The sequence below is a fragment of the Belliella filtrata genome, from assembly GCF_022549775.1.
GTDB classification, from domain to species: domain Bacteria; phylum Bacteroidota; class Bacteroidia; order Cytophagales; family Cyclobacteriaceae; genus Belliella; species Belliella filtrata.
This window is the reverse complement of the sequence record NZ_JAKZGP010000025.1, coordinates 31,554-49,439: the sequence shown is the minus strand read 5'-3', so window position 1 is coordinate 49,439 and position 17,886 is coordinate 31,554. Positions and strand designations below refer to the sequence as shown.

Below are 17,886 nucleotides of genomic sequence, written 5' to 3'. Positions count from 1 at the left end.
AGTGTAGTTCAATCGCTGTCCAATTTTTTGTTAGATCATTTCGAAAAAAATGCCTTTATATGAAAACACAAGAAAGCAACATTCTCAACTTCACTTTGATGTTACTTATGATAATGTTAAGTCTTCAAGCTGCTGCTCAAAATGAGCAACAGGAAAAACTGGTGGAATTTAATGCCAAGCGTATAGAATACAATAAGTCAGGAATGTTGATTTTGGGTTCTTGGGCGGTAGGTAACATGGTCTTGGGAGGAGTAATGGCAGGACGGACTTCTGGGCAAACAAAAGCTTTTCATCAAATGAATATATACTGGAACACAGTGAATCTTGCCATAGCTGGTTTTGGCTATTATTCGGCGATGAAGGAAATACCAGGGTCAGATTTTTGGGAGACGATGCAAGCGCAACATGGTATCGAAAAGATCTTGATCGTAAATGCTGCTTTGGATGTGGCCTATATGGCAGGCGGGTTATACCTCAATGAACGTGGTCGCAGGGTAGGTAGTGAACAGCTTCAAGGTTTCGGGAAATCAGTAATATTACAAGGGGCTTTTTTGATGAGTTTTGATGCGATCAAGTACGCATTTCATTTAGGGCATGGTAAAGCGTTGCCTGAAATTGTAAAGCACATTGGAACTACCCAAAACGGTATTGGATTGATGATGAATTTTTAAAAATAAAATAGGTTTGGTGTATGAAACTCCAAACCTATTTCAATATTCATTTATTATGTATCGAAAGCTTAGTCAGCTAAATATTTTTCTACAGGCACATAGTCCATATTGAAAGCATCAGCCACAGCTTTGTAAACGATGTCTCCATGAATGACATTCAAGCCTGGTACAAGTTCAAAGTTTTCCTGCGCAGCTCTCTTCCAACCTTTATCTGCTAGCTGAATAGCATAAGGTAGTGTGGCATTAGTCAATGCTAAAGTTGAAGTGTAAGGAACAGCACCAGGCATATTGGCTACACAATAATGAACTACATCATCGATTACATATGTAGGATTCTCGTGTGTAGTTGGCTTACAAGTTTCGATACAGCCACCTTGATCGACAGCGACGTCTACAAGGACAGCTCCTTTTTTCATGTCAGCCAACATATCTCTGGTGATCAGGTGAGGGGCTTTAGCTCCTGGTATCAACACAGCGCCTACGATTAGGTCTGCATCTTTGATCATGTCTCTTATATTGTACTCATTAGACATCATGGTTTTGACATTGGCAGGCATCACATCAGCGAGGTATCTCATTCTAGGGAGAGACACATCCATGATAGTCACGTCTGCACCCAGTCCCGCGGCCATCCAGGCGGCTTGAGTTCCTACTACACCACCTCCAAGGATCAAAACCTTCGCAGGAAGTGTTCCTGGTACACCACCAAGTAGAATACCTCTTCCTCCTAATGGTTTTTCAAGGTAGTTGGCACCTTTTTGTATGGCCATTCTTCCAGCTACTTCTGACATTGGCACCAAAAGTGGTAAGCTTCTATCTGTCTTCTCTACAGTTTCATAGGCTAAGCAGATAGATTTGCTAGCGACCATTGCCTTTGTCAAAGGCTCGTAAGATGCAAAGTGAAAATAGGTGAACAAGAGTTGATCTTCTTTGATCAGTTTGTATTCTGGCTCGATTGGTTCTTTTACCTTCATGATCATTTCTGCAATGCCATATACGTCCTCAATAGTAGGTAGTATGGCTGCACCAGCTTCTGTGTATTGATCATCAGAGAATCCACTACCTTCACCAGCTGTATGCTGCACAAATACTGAATGTCCTCTTTTTACTAATTCTTTGGCTCCAGCCGGGGTCAATGCAACCCTGTTTTCATTGTTTTTAATCTCCTTTGGAACACCTATTATCATGTCTTGTAAATTTGGGTTAGATTTAATGGCGGCAAATATAATAATGTATAAGCATTCTATTTGGAAAATCCATATACTTTTTTGAATCAAGATAGAATTACATTTTAATTTGGAATATAATTTCATGTATTTTGTTTTTTCTTAATAAAATTTTAAAAATGTAATTTTAATGATTGAAAATTTTGAGTATTAATAGAAGTTTTTTAACGCTTATGAAAGTATTGGCGAATCACATGATGTGTAATTTAAAATAAATGTTTAATTGTTTTTATTGAAATAAAATTTTGATAAAATTGTTTTTTGTAAATATTGTCAAAATAAATTTCTGGAAAATTTCAAATTTATACTGTTGAGTAGTTTGTAGAAAAGACAAAATTCTTTATTTTTGAGATACTTGCAAAAGACATGTAATTACCCAAAATAGCTTTAGTTAACTTAAAATTATGGCAGAAGTCGAAACAGCATCATCCAAAAGAATTAAGAAGCCTGTGGATAAAAAGCAGCTTTTAGAAGAATACCGTATAGCACAAGAAAGTAGGCATGCCTCATTGATGGGCAGGAAAGAGGTGTTTATGGGGAAGGCGAAGTTTGGAATATTTGGAGATGGAAAGGAGCTTGCTCAACTAGCAATGGCTAGGTATTTCCAGAAGGGAGATTTCAGGGCAGGGTACTACAGGGATCAGACATTTATGTTTGCCATTGGTAACCTGAGCTTACAAGAATACTTTGCACAACTATACGCACACACTGATGTTAATGCGGAACCAGCATCAGCCGGAAGGTTGATGAACGGTCACTTTGCTACAAGGTCGCTAAATGATGATGGCACTTGGAAAAACCTCATGAACATCAAGAATTCATCAGCGGATATTTCGCCTACGGCAGCCCAAATGCCAAAGCTCTTAGGCTTAGCTTATGCATCCAAATTATTTAGAGAAAACAAAGACCTTCATAGCTTAACGGACTTTACCAACAAAGGTAATGAAGTAGCCTGGGGAACCATAGGGAATGCCTCGACTTCTGAGGGTATGTTTTTCGAAACAATCAATGCAGCAGGGGTACTTCAAGTGCCTATGGTAGTGTCTGTTTGGGATGATGGATATGGGATTTCTGTACCAAATGAATACCATACTACCAAAGGGAGTATTTCTGAAATCCTTAGAGGATTTCAAAGAAATGATGATCAAAAGGGGTATGAAATCTTTGTGGTGAAAGGTTGGGATTATGAAGGTTTGGATAGGGCTTTTGAAAATGCCTCACGTATAGCTAGAGAAGAGCATGTCCCTGTGCTAATTCATGTGACAGAGATGACACAGCCTCAAGGTCACTCTACTTCAGGCTCTCATGAGAGATATAAGTCTGCCGAAAGACTTGAGTGGGAAAAAGAGCACGATTGTCTCACTAAGTTTAAAGACTATCTCATCAAAAATGAGGTAGCCAACCAAGAAGCGTTAGATAAAATAGAACTGGAAGCGAAACAGTTTGTCAAAGAGCAAAAAGATATTGCATGGAAGGCATTTGCAGGGACTATTAAAAAAGAATTGGATGAGGCTGTTAGCTTGCTGAAAACCGTAGCGTCTAGCTGCTCGGATCCATCAGGAATTAATCAGCTAGCTCAAGAGCTTTCAAAAACCCTCAACCCAATCAGAAAGGACGTGATCTCTACGGTAAGAAGGGCTTTGTGGATTTTGAGAAATGATGATGAAGCTATCAAGCAAGACTTGAAAAGCTGGTACACTACGCAGCAACAGCTCAATGAAGACAGGTACAATAGTCACCTATATAGTCAATCTGAATATAACGTAGAGCGAATAGAGCCGGTGCCTGCAGTCTATGAAGATGATTCACCTCAAGTAGATGGAAGGGAAGTTCTTCAAGCATGTTTTGATAGTATCCTATCGAGAGATCCAAGATTTTTTGCTTTTGGAGAAGATGTAGGTAAAATTGGTGACGTAAATCAGGCATTTGCAGGACTGCAAGCAAAACACGGAGAGTGGAGAGTGACCGATACATCGATCAGGGAGTGTACAATTATAGGTCAAGGGTTGGGAGCAGCACTTCGTGGATTAAGGCCGATGGCAGAGATACAATATTTAGATTATATCTATTATGCATTGATGACCTTGGCTGACGATGTCGCCTGTCTACAATATCGAACCAAAGGAGGTCAAAAGGCTCCACTTATTGTGCGTACCAGAGGACATAGATTAGAGGGAGTATGGCATGCAGGATCTCCTATTGGGATGTTGCTTAATTCTCTTAGAGGAATGGTGATCTGTGTGCCGCGTAACATGAGCCAGGCAGCTGGCATGTACAACACCTTGATGGAAGCTGATGAGCCAGCTTTGGTGATCGAATGCTTAAATGGCTACAGGCTCAAAGAGAAAATGCCGACTAATATTTCTGAAATGAAGGTTGCTTTGGGTTCACCAGAGATTTTAAGGTCAGGAGAGGATATCACAGTAGTCACTTATGGCTCTATGTGTCGGGTAGTCATGGATGCCGCAGAAGAGCTTTCTTTGATGGGTATTGATCTTGAGGTGATTGATGTTCAGACTTTGCTGCCATTTGATACAAGTGGGGTGATTGGAGCATCAGTTAAAAAGACCAATAGAGTCCTGTTCGCAGATGAAGATGTCCCTGGTGGAGGTACAGCTTATATGATGCAGCAAGCAATACAGCATCAAGGTATATATTATCACTTGGATGCAGAACCAGCTGCAATTGCAGCCAAGGCGCATCGGCCAGCGTACTCTTCAGATGGAGACTATTTTTCCAAGCCTTCAGTGGAGGATGTAGTAGAGAAAGTTTATGCTATTATGCATGAGTCAAATCCACAAAAATTCCCTGCTATATAATAGTTGTCTCATGTGCTTTAGTTGAAGAAAAAACCAGTCTGTAAAGGGCTGGTTTTTTTACTTTTAGATGTCTGAAAAATAATTTTTAAAAGTAACTATTCACCTATTTGAAATTTGATTTTAAGTGTCTACATTTCATGAAAAAAAGTTAGTTATGAATAGAATTTTTACTTGTTCAATTCTTGTTGGATTGTTTTGCATCATCAGTACCTCTAGTGTTCATTCGCAACAGTTAGGGAGTTTGAAGTTTGGTAAAGTGCCCAATGAATTTATTCAGATGAAGGAATTTTTAGCAGATCCAGAAGCAGACGCTGTTATTATATCTCATGTAGGAGAGGCAAAGTTTAGTTTTACTTCAGCTGCTGGCTTTGTGATTAATTATAAAATACATAAAGTTGTAAAAGTCATTAGTTCAGAGGGGACGAGTTATGCAGATTTTATCATTCCATTTTATAACATTCAAGGTAGAACCGATAAGGTTTTTAATATCAAAGGGAATGTTTATAATGTGGGAGATGATGGTAGAATTATTCAAGATAAACTGACTAAGGATAATATTTTTGAAGAAAAAGTAAGCGCAACTTACAATTTGATGAAGGTATCAATGCCAAAAGTGAAACCTGGGTCAGTAATAGAAATTTCTTATGAAATCAATTCGGATCTGTTTAATTATCTTAGAGAATGGGAATTCCAATCAGAAATTCCAACCATTTGGAGTGAGTATAAGCTAGAGCATCCAGAGTATTTTTCTTATTCACAAATCAATCAAGGTAGTTTGAATTATGATATTAGCAAAAAGACAACTTCAGCTGGTAGGATCAACTGGATGCAATCTGACGTGGTTCATGGTAGGTATGTGACTTCTAATCAATCTAGTATGCAATCAGTAGATTTTGAAAATCAGAATTACCATTGGGCCGTATCTAATGTGCCTGCACTACGGGAAGAACCTTTTGTAGATAATCCTAAAAGTTACATCTCCAAAGTTGAATTTCAATTGAAGTGGATCCAATTTCCAAATAGTACCAGACAAAATGTAGCTCCTAGTTGGGAGAAAATGTCTGAAGAACTGATTGCGGATGAAGATTTTGGTAAGGTGTTGAATAAAACAAAGTTTGTAAAAACAATTGTGCCTTCAATATTAAAAACAGATGACACTGAAGAAGAAAAGATTAATGCAATTTTAAACCATGTGAGTTCTAAAGTTAGCTGGAATGGGAAGAGAGGGATTTACCCTACAAAAAGTTTAGAAAAAGCTTATCAAGAAGGAAATGGGTCTGTTTCTGAAATTAATTTTATCCTAATAGCATTTCTTCGAGAAGCAGGCTTCAATGCTGAGCCCATAGTGAGCAGTACAAGAGATATTGGTTTTATAAATCCAATTAATCCGCTAATGTATAAGCTTAACTATTTGAGTGCTGCCGTTCTTTTTAATGGTAAAGAGTTGGTGTTAGATGCCTCTGATAATATGCTGCCTTTTGGTGTGTCTCCTAGACACTCGATGAACCATAAAGGTTGGGTGGTAAGTAATCAAAATTCTCATTGGATAGATTTTCAAAGTAGGATACCGATGACCGAGGCTGCACTCATTCAAGTGTCTTTATCTGATTCTGATATTAATGTAGATGTAAATAAAAGGATCACAGGTTTTAAAGCAGGCAATTTAAAAAGAAGACTTAAACAAGAAGGATTAGAAAAGTTCAAAGAAGATTTTGCAAATAATTTGAAAGATTGGACGGTAATAGAATCCAGTTTTGAAAACGCTGATGTCAGAGAAATGCCTTTCGTTGAAAAATATAAAATGGTAAGTCGACAGGGTATAGATATCTCGGGCGATTTTATCTATTTGGATATATTCGAGAAATTTTTTCATGCAGATAATCCCTTCAAAGATGAAAAAAGACTTTTACCTATTGACTACATTTATACTAGAAAGGATAACTTGACTCTTGTTATTGATATACCAGACGGATATGAGATTGAATCATTGCCTGAGTCAATTGTCTCAAACTTTGAAGATAAGAATCTTTCTTTTTCCTATATGTCTGCTATAAGTGGTGCTGATAAAATTCAAATCAATTGCTCTATGCTGGTTAATCAAACTTTTTACACTTCAGATAAGTATGATAAGATGAAGGATTTTTTCTCTATCATGGAAGCAAAAAGGAAAGAGGTAATTGTTTTAAAAAGAAAGGTTACCGAGTAATATGAAGCAATTATCACTATTCTTATGTTTGTTTTGTTTTCTGATGCCGAACATTCTGAAAGCCCAAGAATATGCTGTAGCTAAATTAGATCCAAAATTGGTAGAAAAGGCTTCTGCAGTGATCAGACTTTCGGAAGAGTCAAATGTTGTGGATGAAAATGGGAAGATTACAAGAAGTGTAAAAGTTGTGTTTACAATTTTTAAGGCTGAAGCAAATGATTTGGCAGAGACACAGGTGAACTATAGTAAATCTATTCAATTCAAAAACCTGCAAGCAAACGTGTATGACGCAGCCGGAAAGTTAATATTGAAGTCTAAAAAATCAGATATCAAAGATTATAGTAATTTCAGTTCTTTCTCTATCTATGAAGATAATAGGCAGAAAGTTCTTGATATGAAACAATACAAATATCCTTATACTGTAGAGTTTCTATATGAGGTGCAATATCCAAACCTTTACTATATTTCTTCTTGGTATCCACAGCCTTACTCGGCACTTCCAGTGGAGTCAGCATCAGTTACCTATGATCTTCCCAAAGATAAGCGTATTCGGTTTTATTCAGAATCACCATTAATTGACGCAAACCAAAAACCGACAGTAGTAAGTAACAGGCAAAGTTTAACATGGAGTTTAGAGAATTTACAAGCCATTGAATCAGAAAAGCTGATGCCAAGCACAGGGAATTATACCCCTGTGCTTTATGCGGCTCCATCTGAGTTTGATTATGACGGGTATAAGGGTGACCTGAGTACTTGGGATTCATATGGGAGTTGGATAGGTCAACTGAACAAAGGAAAGGATGTTTTGAATGCAAGCACAAAGTCAAAAGTGAAGGATTTGACGGAAGGACTTGATACTGATTTTGAGAAAATAAAGGCATTGTATCAGTTCATGCAAAACCATACAAGGTACGTTAGCATTCAGCTTGGTATTGGTGGACTGAGGCCATTTGAAGCTTCTACAGTCGAGAAACTGTCATATGGAGACTGTAAAGCACTCTCCAATTATATGGGGGCATTACTCAAGGAGGCAGGAATAAAAAGCCACTACGCACTCATTCACGGAGGGGATCGAAAAAGACCTACTTTTGATCAGTTTCCAATGCATTACTTTAATCATGTTATCCTAGCTGTTCCATTAGAGAAAGATACTTTATGGCTAGAATGCACTAGCCAAACCAATCCAATAGGATACTTAGGGAGGTTTACCGCTGATCGTCAAGCATTGCTGATAAATGATCAAGGGGGTACTCTTGTTAAAACTCCAAAATATTCAAGTTTTGAAAATACCCAATTATTGAAAGCTGAAATCGAGCTCAATGAAAATGGTATAGCTGACCTAGCCGTCAATATGATTAACAGGGGCCTTCAAAGTGAGAATTTTGGGCTCCAAAATCTGTATAGACAAACTGATGAGCAAAGGAAAAAATGGTTTAATCAAAACTTCTCACTTTCAGTATTGCAATTCGAGTCAATAGCGTCAGCACTCAAAAATGAAGGCTTTCTAACTGAAGTCGAAACAAATGCCAAGGTTAAATTGAAAAATTTCACTAGCCTCTCTGGTAACAGAATATTTCTTACTTTAAATACTTTGAATCCATTTACCTCTGGTCTTTCATCACTAAAAGGTGAAAGAAAGTACGACTTTGAAAGTAATATGGGTTTTTTGGATAATGATCAATTTGAGTATAAAATTCCAGCAGGATTTGTAGTGGAAAAATTGCCAGAATCAATATCAATTGAAAATCAGTTCGGAATTTATAAGGTAGATTTCAAAAATATAGGTGGGATTTTGACTTACATAAGGAGCTTTCAATTATACGATGGAGTGTTTCCAGCTGATGTGTACGAAAACTATGTTCAATTTTTAGATCAAGTAGAAAAAGCAGATAAAGTTAGGGTTGTCTTAGTTAGACAATCCTAGTTATATCAGTCAAGATTTGCTTTAAAATGATTTAGATCTTGATTTCTGTTTTCTGGTTTACAGCAATTGTTTACCTTTGCTACTTCTTAAAAAAAGACATCCAAAACTCAGGACATGATTCTCTTTTTCCAATCACAAAATTCAGCAGTATATGCTGTTCAGTCAAAATTCCCACTAGCGCAAAACGATATTGATAAGCTTATTTGGCTTTTTGGTGAAGCCAAGCAGCTAGAGGTAGATATAGTATCAGGTAGGTATGCTGGGCCGAGAAAAGAGATGATTACACCTTGGTCTACCAATGCGGTAGAAATCACACTCAATATGGGTATCAACGGCATAACTAGGATTGAGGAATATTATCCTGTTGATGAACAATCGGTCATAGATCCGATGCTTCAATTTGTATATAATGATCTTGGGCAAGGTGTATTTGAGATTCAAGTGCAGCCAGAGGCTGTCAAAGAGGTGAATGATATCAAATCTTACAATGATCAGGAGGGCTTAGCACTAAGCCAAGAAGAGGTTGATTATCTAGAAAATGTCTCAAAACAACTAGGAAGACCTCTAACAGACTCTGAAGTATTTGGATTTAGCCAGGTTAACTCCGAGCATTGTCGACACAAGATTTTTAATGGTACATTTATAATTGAGGGTGAAGAAAAGGAAAAATCACTTTTTCAACTTATCAAAGAGACTTCTAAAAGGCATCCAAATAGGATTGTATCAGCTTATAAAGATAATGTAGCCTTTGTTACAGGGCCGAAAGCGCAACAGTTTGCTCCCAAGACACAGGATAAACCAGATTTTTTTGAGCCAGAGACCATAGATACAGTGATTTCACTAAAGGCTGAAACACACAACTTTCCGACAACAGTCGAACCATTCAACGGGGCCGCAACTGGTGCAGGAGGAGAGATAAGAGATAGAATGGCAGGAGGAACAGCTTCAATTCCCCTCGCTGGAACAGCAGTTTATATGACTTCCTACTCTCGAGCAGAAAAGGGGAGATCTTGGGAGAAAAACCTGAATGAAAGACCTTGGTTGTACCAAACACCGATGGATATTTTGATCAAAGCATCAAATGGAGCAAGTGACTTTGGAAATAAATTTGGTCAACCGTTGATATCTGGATCTGTACTGACTTTCGAACACGAAGAAGACGGAAAAGCGCATGGTTTTGATAAAGTTATCATGCTAGCTGGAGGTGTGGGCTTTACAAGGAGTGAGTATAGTAAAAAACAAGCGCCATCAAAGGGTGATCAAGTAGTCATCATGGGTGGTGATAACTATAGAATTGGAATGGGAGGATCGGCAGTATCTTCAGTAGCAACTGGTGAGTTTTCCAATGCTATAGAACTTAATGCGATTCAAAGATCCAATCCTGAAATGCAAAAGCGTGTTTCTAATGTGATTAGAGCGATGGCGGAGTCTGGAGATAACCCTATCATTTCTATTCATGACCATGGAGCTGGTGGGCACCTCAACTGTCTGTCTGAATTGGTAGAAACTACGGGTGGAACCATTCATATAGACAAGCTTCCAGTAGGAGATCCTACACTTTCCGCTAAGGAGATAATAGGTAATGAATCTCAAGAGAGGATGGGATTGGTAGTTGGAGAGAAGAATCTTAGCCTACTTCAAAAAATATCGGAAAGAGAAAGAGCTCCTTTTTATGTAGTGGGAGAAACCACAGGTGACATGCATTTCAAATTTGAGAATCAGCAGACAGCAGAGAAACCTGTAGACTGGAATTTGTCTTACATGTTTGGTAGTTCACCTAAAACAATTTTAGAAGATGATAGGTCAGTAGCAACTTTTTCTGAACCAGATTATGATGTGAATAACATCAGATCTTATATCTCAGAGGTACTCCAACTAGAAGCAGTAGCAAGTAAAGACTGGCTGACCAACAAGGTAGATAGATCTGTTACCGGTAGGGTGGCGAAGCAACAGACTGTAGGGGAGATCCAAGTTCCTTTAAATAATGTAGCTGTGATGGCTATAGATTTTACAGGGCAAAAGGGAATAGCAACTTCTATAGGTCATGCACCAGTAGCAGCTTTAGCAAGCCCTGAGGCTGGTTCGAGACTAGCTATTGCGGAAGCTTTGACTAATTTGGTGTGGGCTCCCATAGAAGAGGGGCTTTCAGGAATTTCTCTTAGTGCCAACTGGATGTGGCCTGCAAAAAACAAAGGTGAAAATGATAGGCTTTACCGCGCGGTCGAAGCAGTAAGCGAGTTTGCAATAGACCTTGGGGTCAATATACCAACTGGTAAAGACTCCTTGTCAATGACACAGAAATACCCAGATGGAAAGGTAGTGTATTCACCAGGCACAGTGATTATCTCTTCTATTGGTGAATGCTCAGATGTCACTAAAGTAGTATCTCCAGATATCAAGCCAATTGAAGGCAGTAAGATTTTCTATATTGATTTTTCAAAAGACGAGCCCAAGCTCGGAGGTTCTAGCTTCTATCAGATACTCAATAAAATAGGGTCTGATGTACCCGATGTCAAGGATCATCAATATTTTGGTAAAGCCTTTATGACAATTCAAAGGTTGGTAGAAAAAGGGGAGATCTTAGCAGGGCATGATATCTCTTCTGGGGGATTGATCTCCGCATTGCTAGAAATGACCTTTCCTTCAACTAGGGTTGGATTGACAGTGAAAACGGAAAGGTTGAAAGGTAGTGATAAGTTGAAAGCACTTTTTGCGGAAAACCCAGGAGTGTTGGTACAAGTAGCCAACCCTGAAAGAGCTAGGGCTGTATTGGCTAACTATGAAATTGATTATATTTCAATAGCTACCGTTACAATGGATGGTAATGTAGATCTCTCAGGCTTAGATGTGACATTAGACGTTTCTGAAATGAGGGATACTTGGTTTAAGTCATCCTATCTACTTGACAAGAAGCAATCTGGAGATAAACTGGCTCTGGAACGCTTTGAAAATTACAAAAGCCAAAAGTTGATATACAATTTCAATCAAAATTGGAAAGGGACTTTTGATAGTTTTGCCTTGAATCCTTATAGAAAAGAGAAATCAGGGAAAACAGCTGCAATTATAAGAGAAAAAGGAGTAAATGGTGATCGTGAAATGGCCTATTCACTTTGGTTGGCAGGTTTTGATGTAAAGGATGTCCACATGACCGATTTGATTTCAGGTAGAGAAACCTTGGAAGATGTGCAGATGATAGTATTTGTAGGAGGATTCTCGAACTCTGATGTCTTAGGTTCTGCCAAAGGCTGGGCGGGTGCTTTTCTTTATAATGAAAAAGCAAAGCAAGCACTTGATAATTTCTACGCAAGAAAAGATACACTAAGTCTTGGTGTTTGTAATGGCTGTCAGCTTATGATCGCTTTGGGCCTGATCACACCAGATCATGATGTAAAACCTCAAATGCTCCATAATGCCTCCCATAAATTTGAGTCGGCATTTGTAAGTGTCAACATTCCAGAAAATAATACAGTGATGTTCCAAAGTCTCGCTGGACAGCAACTTGGTGTATGGGTCGCACATGGAGAAGGGAAATTTTCCTTACCAAAACAAAAGTCGGACTACCATATCGGGATGACGTATGCTTATGAAAGCTATCCTGGTAATCCAAATGGGTCTGATCATGCTGTTGCAGGTATTGCTTCAGCAGATGGTAGACACCTGGCTATCATGCCCCATATTGAAAGATCGTTGAAACCTTGGAATTGGCCACATTATTCTTCTGCAAACGCCCATGATGAAGTTACACCTTGGGTTGAGGCTTTTGTAAATGCCTACAAGTGGGTTGAGAAGAATAGTTGATCTAATGAGTTCTTTTTCTAGAGAAAATTGTAGTTCGATCGTAAATTCAAATGCTAAATATTTAAGGTCTGTGTTCTGACAGACCTTTTATTATTATTATTGAAACTTTTGGAAGAGTAGATAGGGCTTGCTGAAAAAGTCTCAGGTATGCCAGATTCAAAGGGGGCGAATGAAGAGGTATACGTATACTTCGAATGAGTCCAATTAAGGAGGTGCTATGCTTGAGACTAGCTAGAAAATTTCAAGTTTAGAAATTTTCTGGAGCAAGCAAACTAGGTAGGTCATGAAATAAGTTTGTACCAGTTTAAAAAGACAATACCTGTTAAATGATGTATCAGTAAAAATTTAAAAGAATTATTCTCCAGATGGCGTTTTTCAGCACGCCCTAGATAAGTTCTTACATCAATTATCTAAAACCTAACATCTTAAACTCTCCTTCAATCAAATCTTCTAATTTAAATTTTTCTCTTTAATTTTAGGTCATGCAATGGACAACGACTTTCGACATTCCCCAAGCTCAGCCAAAGATTGATCACCACGCAAGGATTTATGCTGTGGGATCTTGCTTTTCTACAATGATAGGGGAAAAACTTGCAGATAGAAAGTTTGATGTAATCAATAATCCTTTCGGTACTTTATTTAATCCACTGTCGATTTCGAAAGTATTAGAAGATTCAATTTTGGAGTTGGAAATTGACGAAAGTCAGATGCTTTCTCGAGAAGGCTTATATTTGCACTATGGTATGCACTCAGATGTCTCGGCATACAGCAAGGACTCTTTAAAGAGACTAATTCACAAAAAACAACTCCAAACCAAAATACAACTAGAGAAGGCAAGTCACTTGTTGATTACATTCGGGACGGCTTGGGTTTATGAATTAGTTGAAGCAAATCAGCTCGTGGCCAATTGCCATAAGCAACCGGGGTATTTGTTCAAAAAGAGATTACTGAGCCTTGAAGAAGTTCATAAAACTTACATAGGATTGATTCAATTGTTAAAGGAATCCAATCCCCAAATTCAAGTAATTTTAACCGTCAGTCCAGTAAGACATATCAAAGACGGAGTAGTTGCAGATCAATTGAGCAAAAGCCTTCTAAGACTTGTTTGTCATAATCTCACAGAATCTTTTGATTTTGTTCAATATTTTCCAAGTTATGAAATCATGATGGATGAGTTGAGAGATTATAGGTTTTATAAAGCTGATAAAATTCATCCTAGCCAAGAGGCAGAGGATTACATTTGGGAGAGGTTCAAACAAGCTTGGATAGCGCCAGTGGCTTACCCAATGATCCAAGAGATCGAGCAGATCAAAACAGAACTTGCTCACAGACCTTTCAATCCAGAAAGTCCTTCTCATCAAAAGTTCTTAGAAACTTTAAGTAAAAAAATAGAAAAGTTAAGTCAGCTATTTGACTTTTCGAAGGAAATGGATCAATTGAGAAAGCACGTAGATTTTAGAAAGTGAGGCTGAGAAAGCCTAAAGGATTAAACTAGTTGATGCCAAATATTAAAAGTCACCTTGTTTTCATTGGCTCAAATCACTTCTTCTGTCTTTTTTATTGCGTTCTCATTCTTTTGTAGAAAATCATCGTATCTGCAAATTCCTATTTTCTCTTTCTATATTTGTCTAGTGATTGATGATCACGCAGAACTAAGTCGAAAATCAAAACACAAATTTTTGGAAAGTTTATTTGGAGATTTATTTGATGGTACGGATGGCAAGACTGTGAAGTTTGCAGATGTAATACTTCCTGTACCTATTCCCAAAATGTTTACCTACAAGATTCCAAAAAGCCTTGAGGATGGAGTAGGCATAGGTTTTAGGGTAATGGTACAGTTTGGATCCAAAAAAGTGCTTACAGGAATCATTGGAAAAGTTCATCAAAAGCCACCAAAAGAGTACGAGGCCAAGCCTATACTGGATGTTTTGGATAGCTATGCTATAGTTAACCCACTTCAGATCAAGTTTTGGGCATGGATGGCCGAGTATTATTGCTGCCACATCGGAGAAGTCATGAATGCGGCCCTACCTTCAGGGCTGAAGCTTAGTAGCGAAAGTAAGATTCAGCTAAACCCTACTTATGATACCCAGACATCTCCATACCCGCTAGATGATAGAGAAGATGTTATTTTGCAGGCATTGGCTACTAAGTCGGAATTAAGCTATGAAGACTGTGAGCAGCTACTTGGTGTCAAATCTATTCATGGAATCATCAAAAGCTTAATCATCAAAGAAGCAATTATTGTTTTCGAACAAGTTAAGGATAAATATACACCCAAAGTAGAATCAAGAATTAGGTTTTGTCAACCTTATGTTGAAGATAGAAAGGCACTTGAATCCTTATTTGGTGACTTGAGCTCCAAGCCAAAGCAGGAAGAGATCTTGCTCAAATACCTTCAAGAAGTACCTATCTATCAAAATTCTGACTTGAATACCAGAGGGTTGGAAAAGAAGGTGTTTGCAGATGCTGGTTTGTCCATGAGTTCTTTGAAAACACTTATCAAAAATGGTGTACTTGAAGAATATAAGCTTATCATCAGTAGGTTTGAAGAAATTAAAGGGAATGATGAAACTGTAGTGCTGTCTGAAGAGCAAAATCATGCTATTGAACAAATCAAAGGCAGTTTTCTAGAGAAGCAGGTCATTCTTTTGCATGGTATCACAGGAAGTGGGAAGACAGAAGTATATATTAAACTGATTGAGGAGGCTTTAGAAAGTGGGAGTCAGGTATTGCTATTGTTACCAGAGATTGCATTGACCACCCAAATCGTGGCCAGGTTGCAGAAAGTTTTTGGAAGCAAGATGGGGGTGTATCACTCCAAGCATTCGGATAATGAACGAGTAGAAGTTTGGAATGGGGTGATTAGCGGCAAGTTTTCTTTTGTAGTAGGAGTGAGGTCGTCAATATTTCTACCCTTTGACAGTTTGGGTTTGGTCATTGTAGATGAAGAACATGAATCGTCCTACAAGCAGTTTGACCCTGCACCTAGATTTCATGCGCGTGATGCGGCAATTATGCTCTCCTGGCTTCATCAAGCTAAGACACTTCTTGGTTCAGCGACACCTTCATTTGAGAGCTATTACAATGCAAGGCAGAAGAAATACGGTTATGTTCAACTGAACAAGAGATTTGGAGATGCCGCATTGCCTGAGTATTTGCTTTCAGACATATTAGTAGATAAGAAAAAGCAATTGTTGAAGTTGGACTTTACACGAATTATGAGAGAAAAAATTCAGGAAGCTCTCAACAATCAAGAACAAGTGCTGATTTTTCAAAATAGACGAGGTTATGCTCCCTACATTTCATGTGAAGATTGTGGATGGATTCCAGAATGTGAGCATTGCGATGTAAGTCTTACATATCATCAATATAGTGAGGAGATGAGGTGCCATTACTGTGGGTTCAAAGAGAAAGTACCGAAAGTGTGTCCAGCATGTGGTAGTGGAAAGTTGGCGGCAGTCGGTTTGGGAACGGAACGCATAGAAGAAAGCTTATCTTTATTGTTTCCTAAAGCTCGAATTGCACGTATGGATTTGGATACTACGAGAAGTAAATACGGGTATCAAAGAATTCTAGAAGATTTTGGTGCGGGAAATGTTGATATTTTGGTCGGTACACAAATGATTACCAAGGGACTAGATTTTGATAAAGTGACGGTGGTGGGGATATTGGATGCAGATAGGATTTTGTATTTTCCAGACTTTAGAGCAGGGGAGCGTGCTTTTCAACAGATCACTCAAGTTGCAGGAAGGGCAGGGAGAAGGGAGAAAAAGGGAGTTGTGGTTGTTCAGACAAGAAAGCCAGATCATTTTGTTTTTGATCAAGTTATCAAAGCTGATTATAAAAACTTCTATGTGCAAGATATGACCGAGCGACAAAAGTTTTTTTATCCTCCATTTGTGAAATTGATTAAGTTGTCAAGCAGGCACAAAGATTACAAAATTGCTGAAAAAGCAGCTCGTCATTTACATAATTTACTCCATGAAGTTCAAGTGAAGAAAATAATGCTTGGTCCAGAAAAAGGTTTGATTGGCAAGATAAAAAATCAATATATTTTTGAAAGCTTGGTCAAATTAGATAAATCAGGAAATGCCCAAGCTATTTTTAAGCAAGAGCTTAGAAAAATTCTAGAAAGTATGTATGCTAATAAGGAATTTAGAAGTGTTAGAATAATAGTAGATGTTGATCCTTATTAGGAGAAACAAACTTGACTACTGTTCAATTAAATTAAACAATAGTCAAGTCTGATTATTTGATTTAGAAATGATAAGATATTCTTAGAGCTTTGAGAGGGATGTAATTAAAATCCCATAACACAGGCCCTTTCTCTGATGAAATAGTTCCAACATTACCTGAATATTTTACACTAGAAGATAAATAAAAGAGATCAAAGCCAGTTTCAGCAGAGAAACTCAACCTAGAATTAAAGTGATATTTCATTCCCCAGAAGTTGCCGAGTCCTATTCCAAAAGCATTTTCACTTGCGCTCGTAGAGTTACTGCCCGATATTGTCCCAGATTGTCTGTTATATCTTATCTGATTCAAAGCACCAGATACATCCATACCACCATAAGCTATGAACTTGTCAGAAATAAATTTTTGTCTTTCCAGACCAATAGATAACGCAAAGCTACTAGTTCTATAGTTTTCGAAGCTGTTGCCTTGAAATTCAATATCTGAATTATTAAAAGTGTTCATAAAAGTAGCACCAAGCCTAAAACCCATAGTTTTACCTTCGCGACCAATATAATTTTTTCTGTAAAACAAACTACTTGGCGAGGAACCTTCAAAAAGTGGCCTTATATCAACCCCAAGTTCATGTTTTGTTTCGAGGTAATTAAAACGCTTGCTTGACTCTTCACTGTCTTCATCAGATTGACCATATGAAAATGAAGTGAATAAACAGAGCGCGAATATGATAAAATTGTTTTTCATAGTATTTAATTAAATTAAACAAGATTGATTAAGTTAAAATACTTATTATATATAACTTTAGTTGCAAAAAAAGTATTTTTTTTAATTTCCAGAGTGATAAAAATTAAATAATCCTAGAATGATTTCATTTTTTAGCTATAAAATCTCAATAATTTACACTTATTGAGAGTATGGTAAAGTATTACTAATAAGTTACTTATGTACTTGAGAAGTGATTCATTACTGTGTTTTTAATTAAGGAATAAAAAATTGATCTTCCCCTAGCCAAGTGAGAATCATTTGATCTTGCTTTCATAAAAGCTTA

General features: G+C 37.7%; 9 protein-coding genes. 7 read left to right on the top strand and 2 right to left on the bottom strand.

From position 1 onward, the window contains the following. The first annotated feature begins 59 nt into the window (after positions 1 to 59). Positions 60 to 671, top strand: a complete 612-nt coding sequence (locus tag MM239_RS10890; protein WP_241348270.1) for a DUF6992 family protein — start codon at positions 60 to 62, stop codon at positions 669 to 671. A gap of 68 nt (positions 672 to 739) precedes the next feature. On the opposite strand, the gene ald is transcribed toward MM239_RS10890, so the two are convergent. Then, positions 740 to 1,858, bottom strand: coding sequence for an alanine dehydrogenase (gene ald, locus MM239_RS10885; protein WP_241348269.1), 1,119 nt, complete (start codon positions 1,856 to 1,858; stop codon positions 740 to 742). A gap of 443 nt (positions 1,859 to 2,301) precedes the next feature. Between ald and MM239_RS10880 the strand changes: the two genes are divergently transcribed. From MM239_RS10880 to priA, 6 genes are all read left to right on the top strand, one after another. Next, the gene (locus MM239_RS10880) at positions 2,302 to 4,716 is read left to right on the top strand and encodes an alpha-ketoacid dehydrogenase subunit alpha/beta (protein ID WP_241348268.1); all 2,415 of its coding nucleotides are present in this window, start codon (positions 2,302 to 2,304) and stop codon (positions 4,714 to 4,716) included. Between the two features lie 154 nt (positions 4,717 to 4,870). Next, a complete protein-coding gene (locus tag MM239_RS10875; protein WP_241348267.1) occupies positions 4,871 to 6,922 on the top strand; it encodes a DUF3857 domain-containing protein in 2,052 nt (683 codons plus the stop codon). Between the two features lies 1 nt (position 6,923). Next, positions 6,924 to 8,846: a DUF3857 domain-containing protein gene (locus tag MM239_RS10870; RefSeq protein WP_241348266.1), complete on the top strand. Its 1,923-nt coding sequence runs from the start codon at positions 6,924 to 6,926 to the stop codon at positions 8,844 to 8,846. Between the two features lie 114 nt (positions 8,847 to 8,960). After that, positions 8,961 to 12,644: a phosphoribosylformylglycinamidine synthase gene (purL, locus tag MM239_RS10865; RefSeq protein WP_241348265.1), complete on the top strand. Its 3,684-nt coding sequence runs from the start codon at positions 8,961 to 8,963 to the stop codon at positions 12,642 to 12,644. A 482-nt stretch (positions 12,645 to 13,126) separates the two neighbouring features. Further along, positions 13,127 to 14,110, top strand: a complete 984-nt coding sequence (locus tag MM239_RS10860) for a GSCFA domain-containing protein (protein ID WP_241348264.1) — start codon at positions 13,127 to 13,129, stop codon at positions 14,108 to 14,110. A 213-nt stretch (positions 14,111 to 14,323) separates the two neighbouring features. Further along, on the top strand, positions 14,324 to 16,843 hold the full coding sequence (priA, locus tag MM239_RS10855) for a replication restart helicase PriA (RefSeq protein ID WP_241348263.1): 2,520 nt from the start codon (positions 14,324 to 14,326) through the stop codon (positions 16,841 to 16,843). A gap of 61 nt (positions 16,844 to 16,904) precedes the next feature. Here priA and MM239_RS10850 read toward each other — a convergent pair whose 3' ends face one another. Next, the gene (locus MM239_RS10850; RefSeq protein WP_241348262.1) at positions 16,905 to 17,582 is read right to left on the bottom strand and encodes a hypothetical protein; all 678 of its coding nucleotides are present in this window, start codon (positions 17,580 to 17,582) and stop codon (positions 16,905 to 16,907) included. Positions 17,583 to 17,886 lie beyond the last annotated feature (304 nt).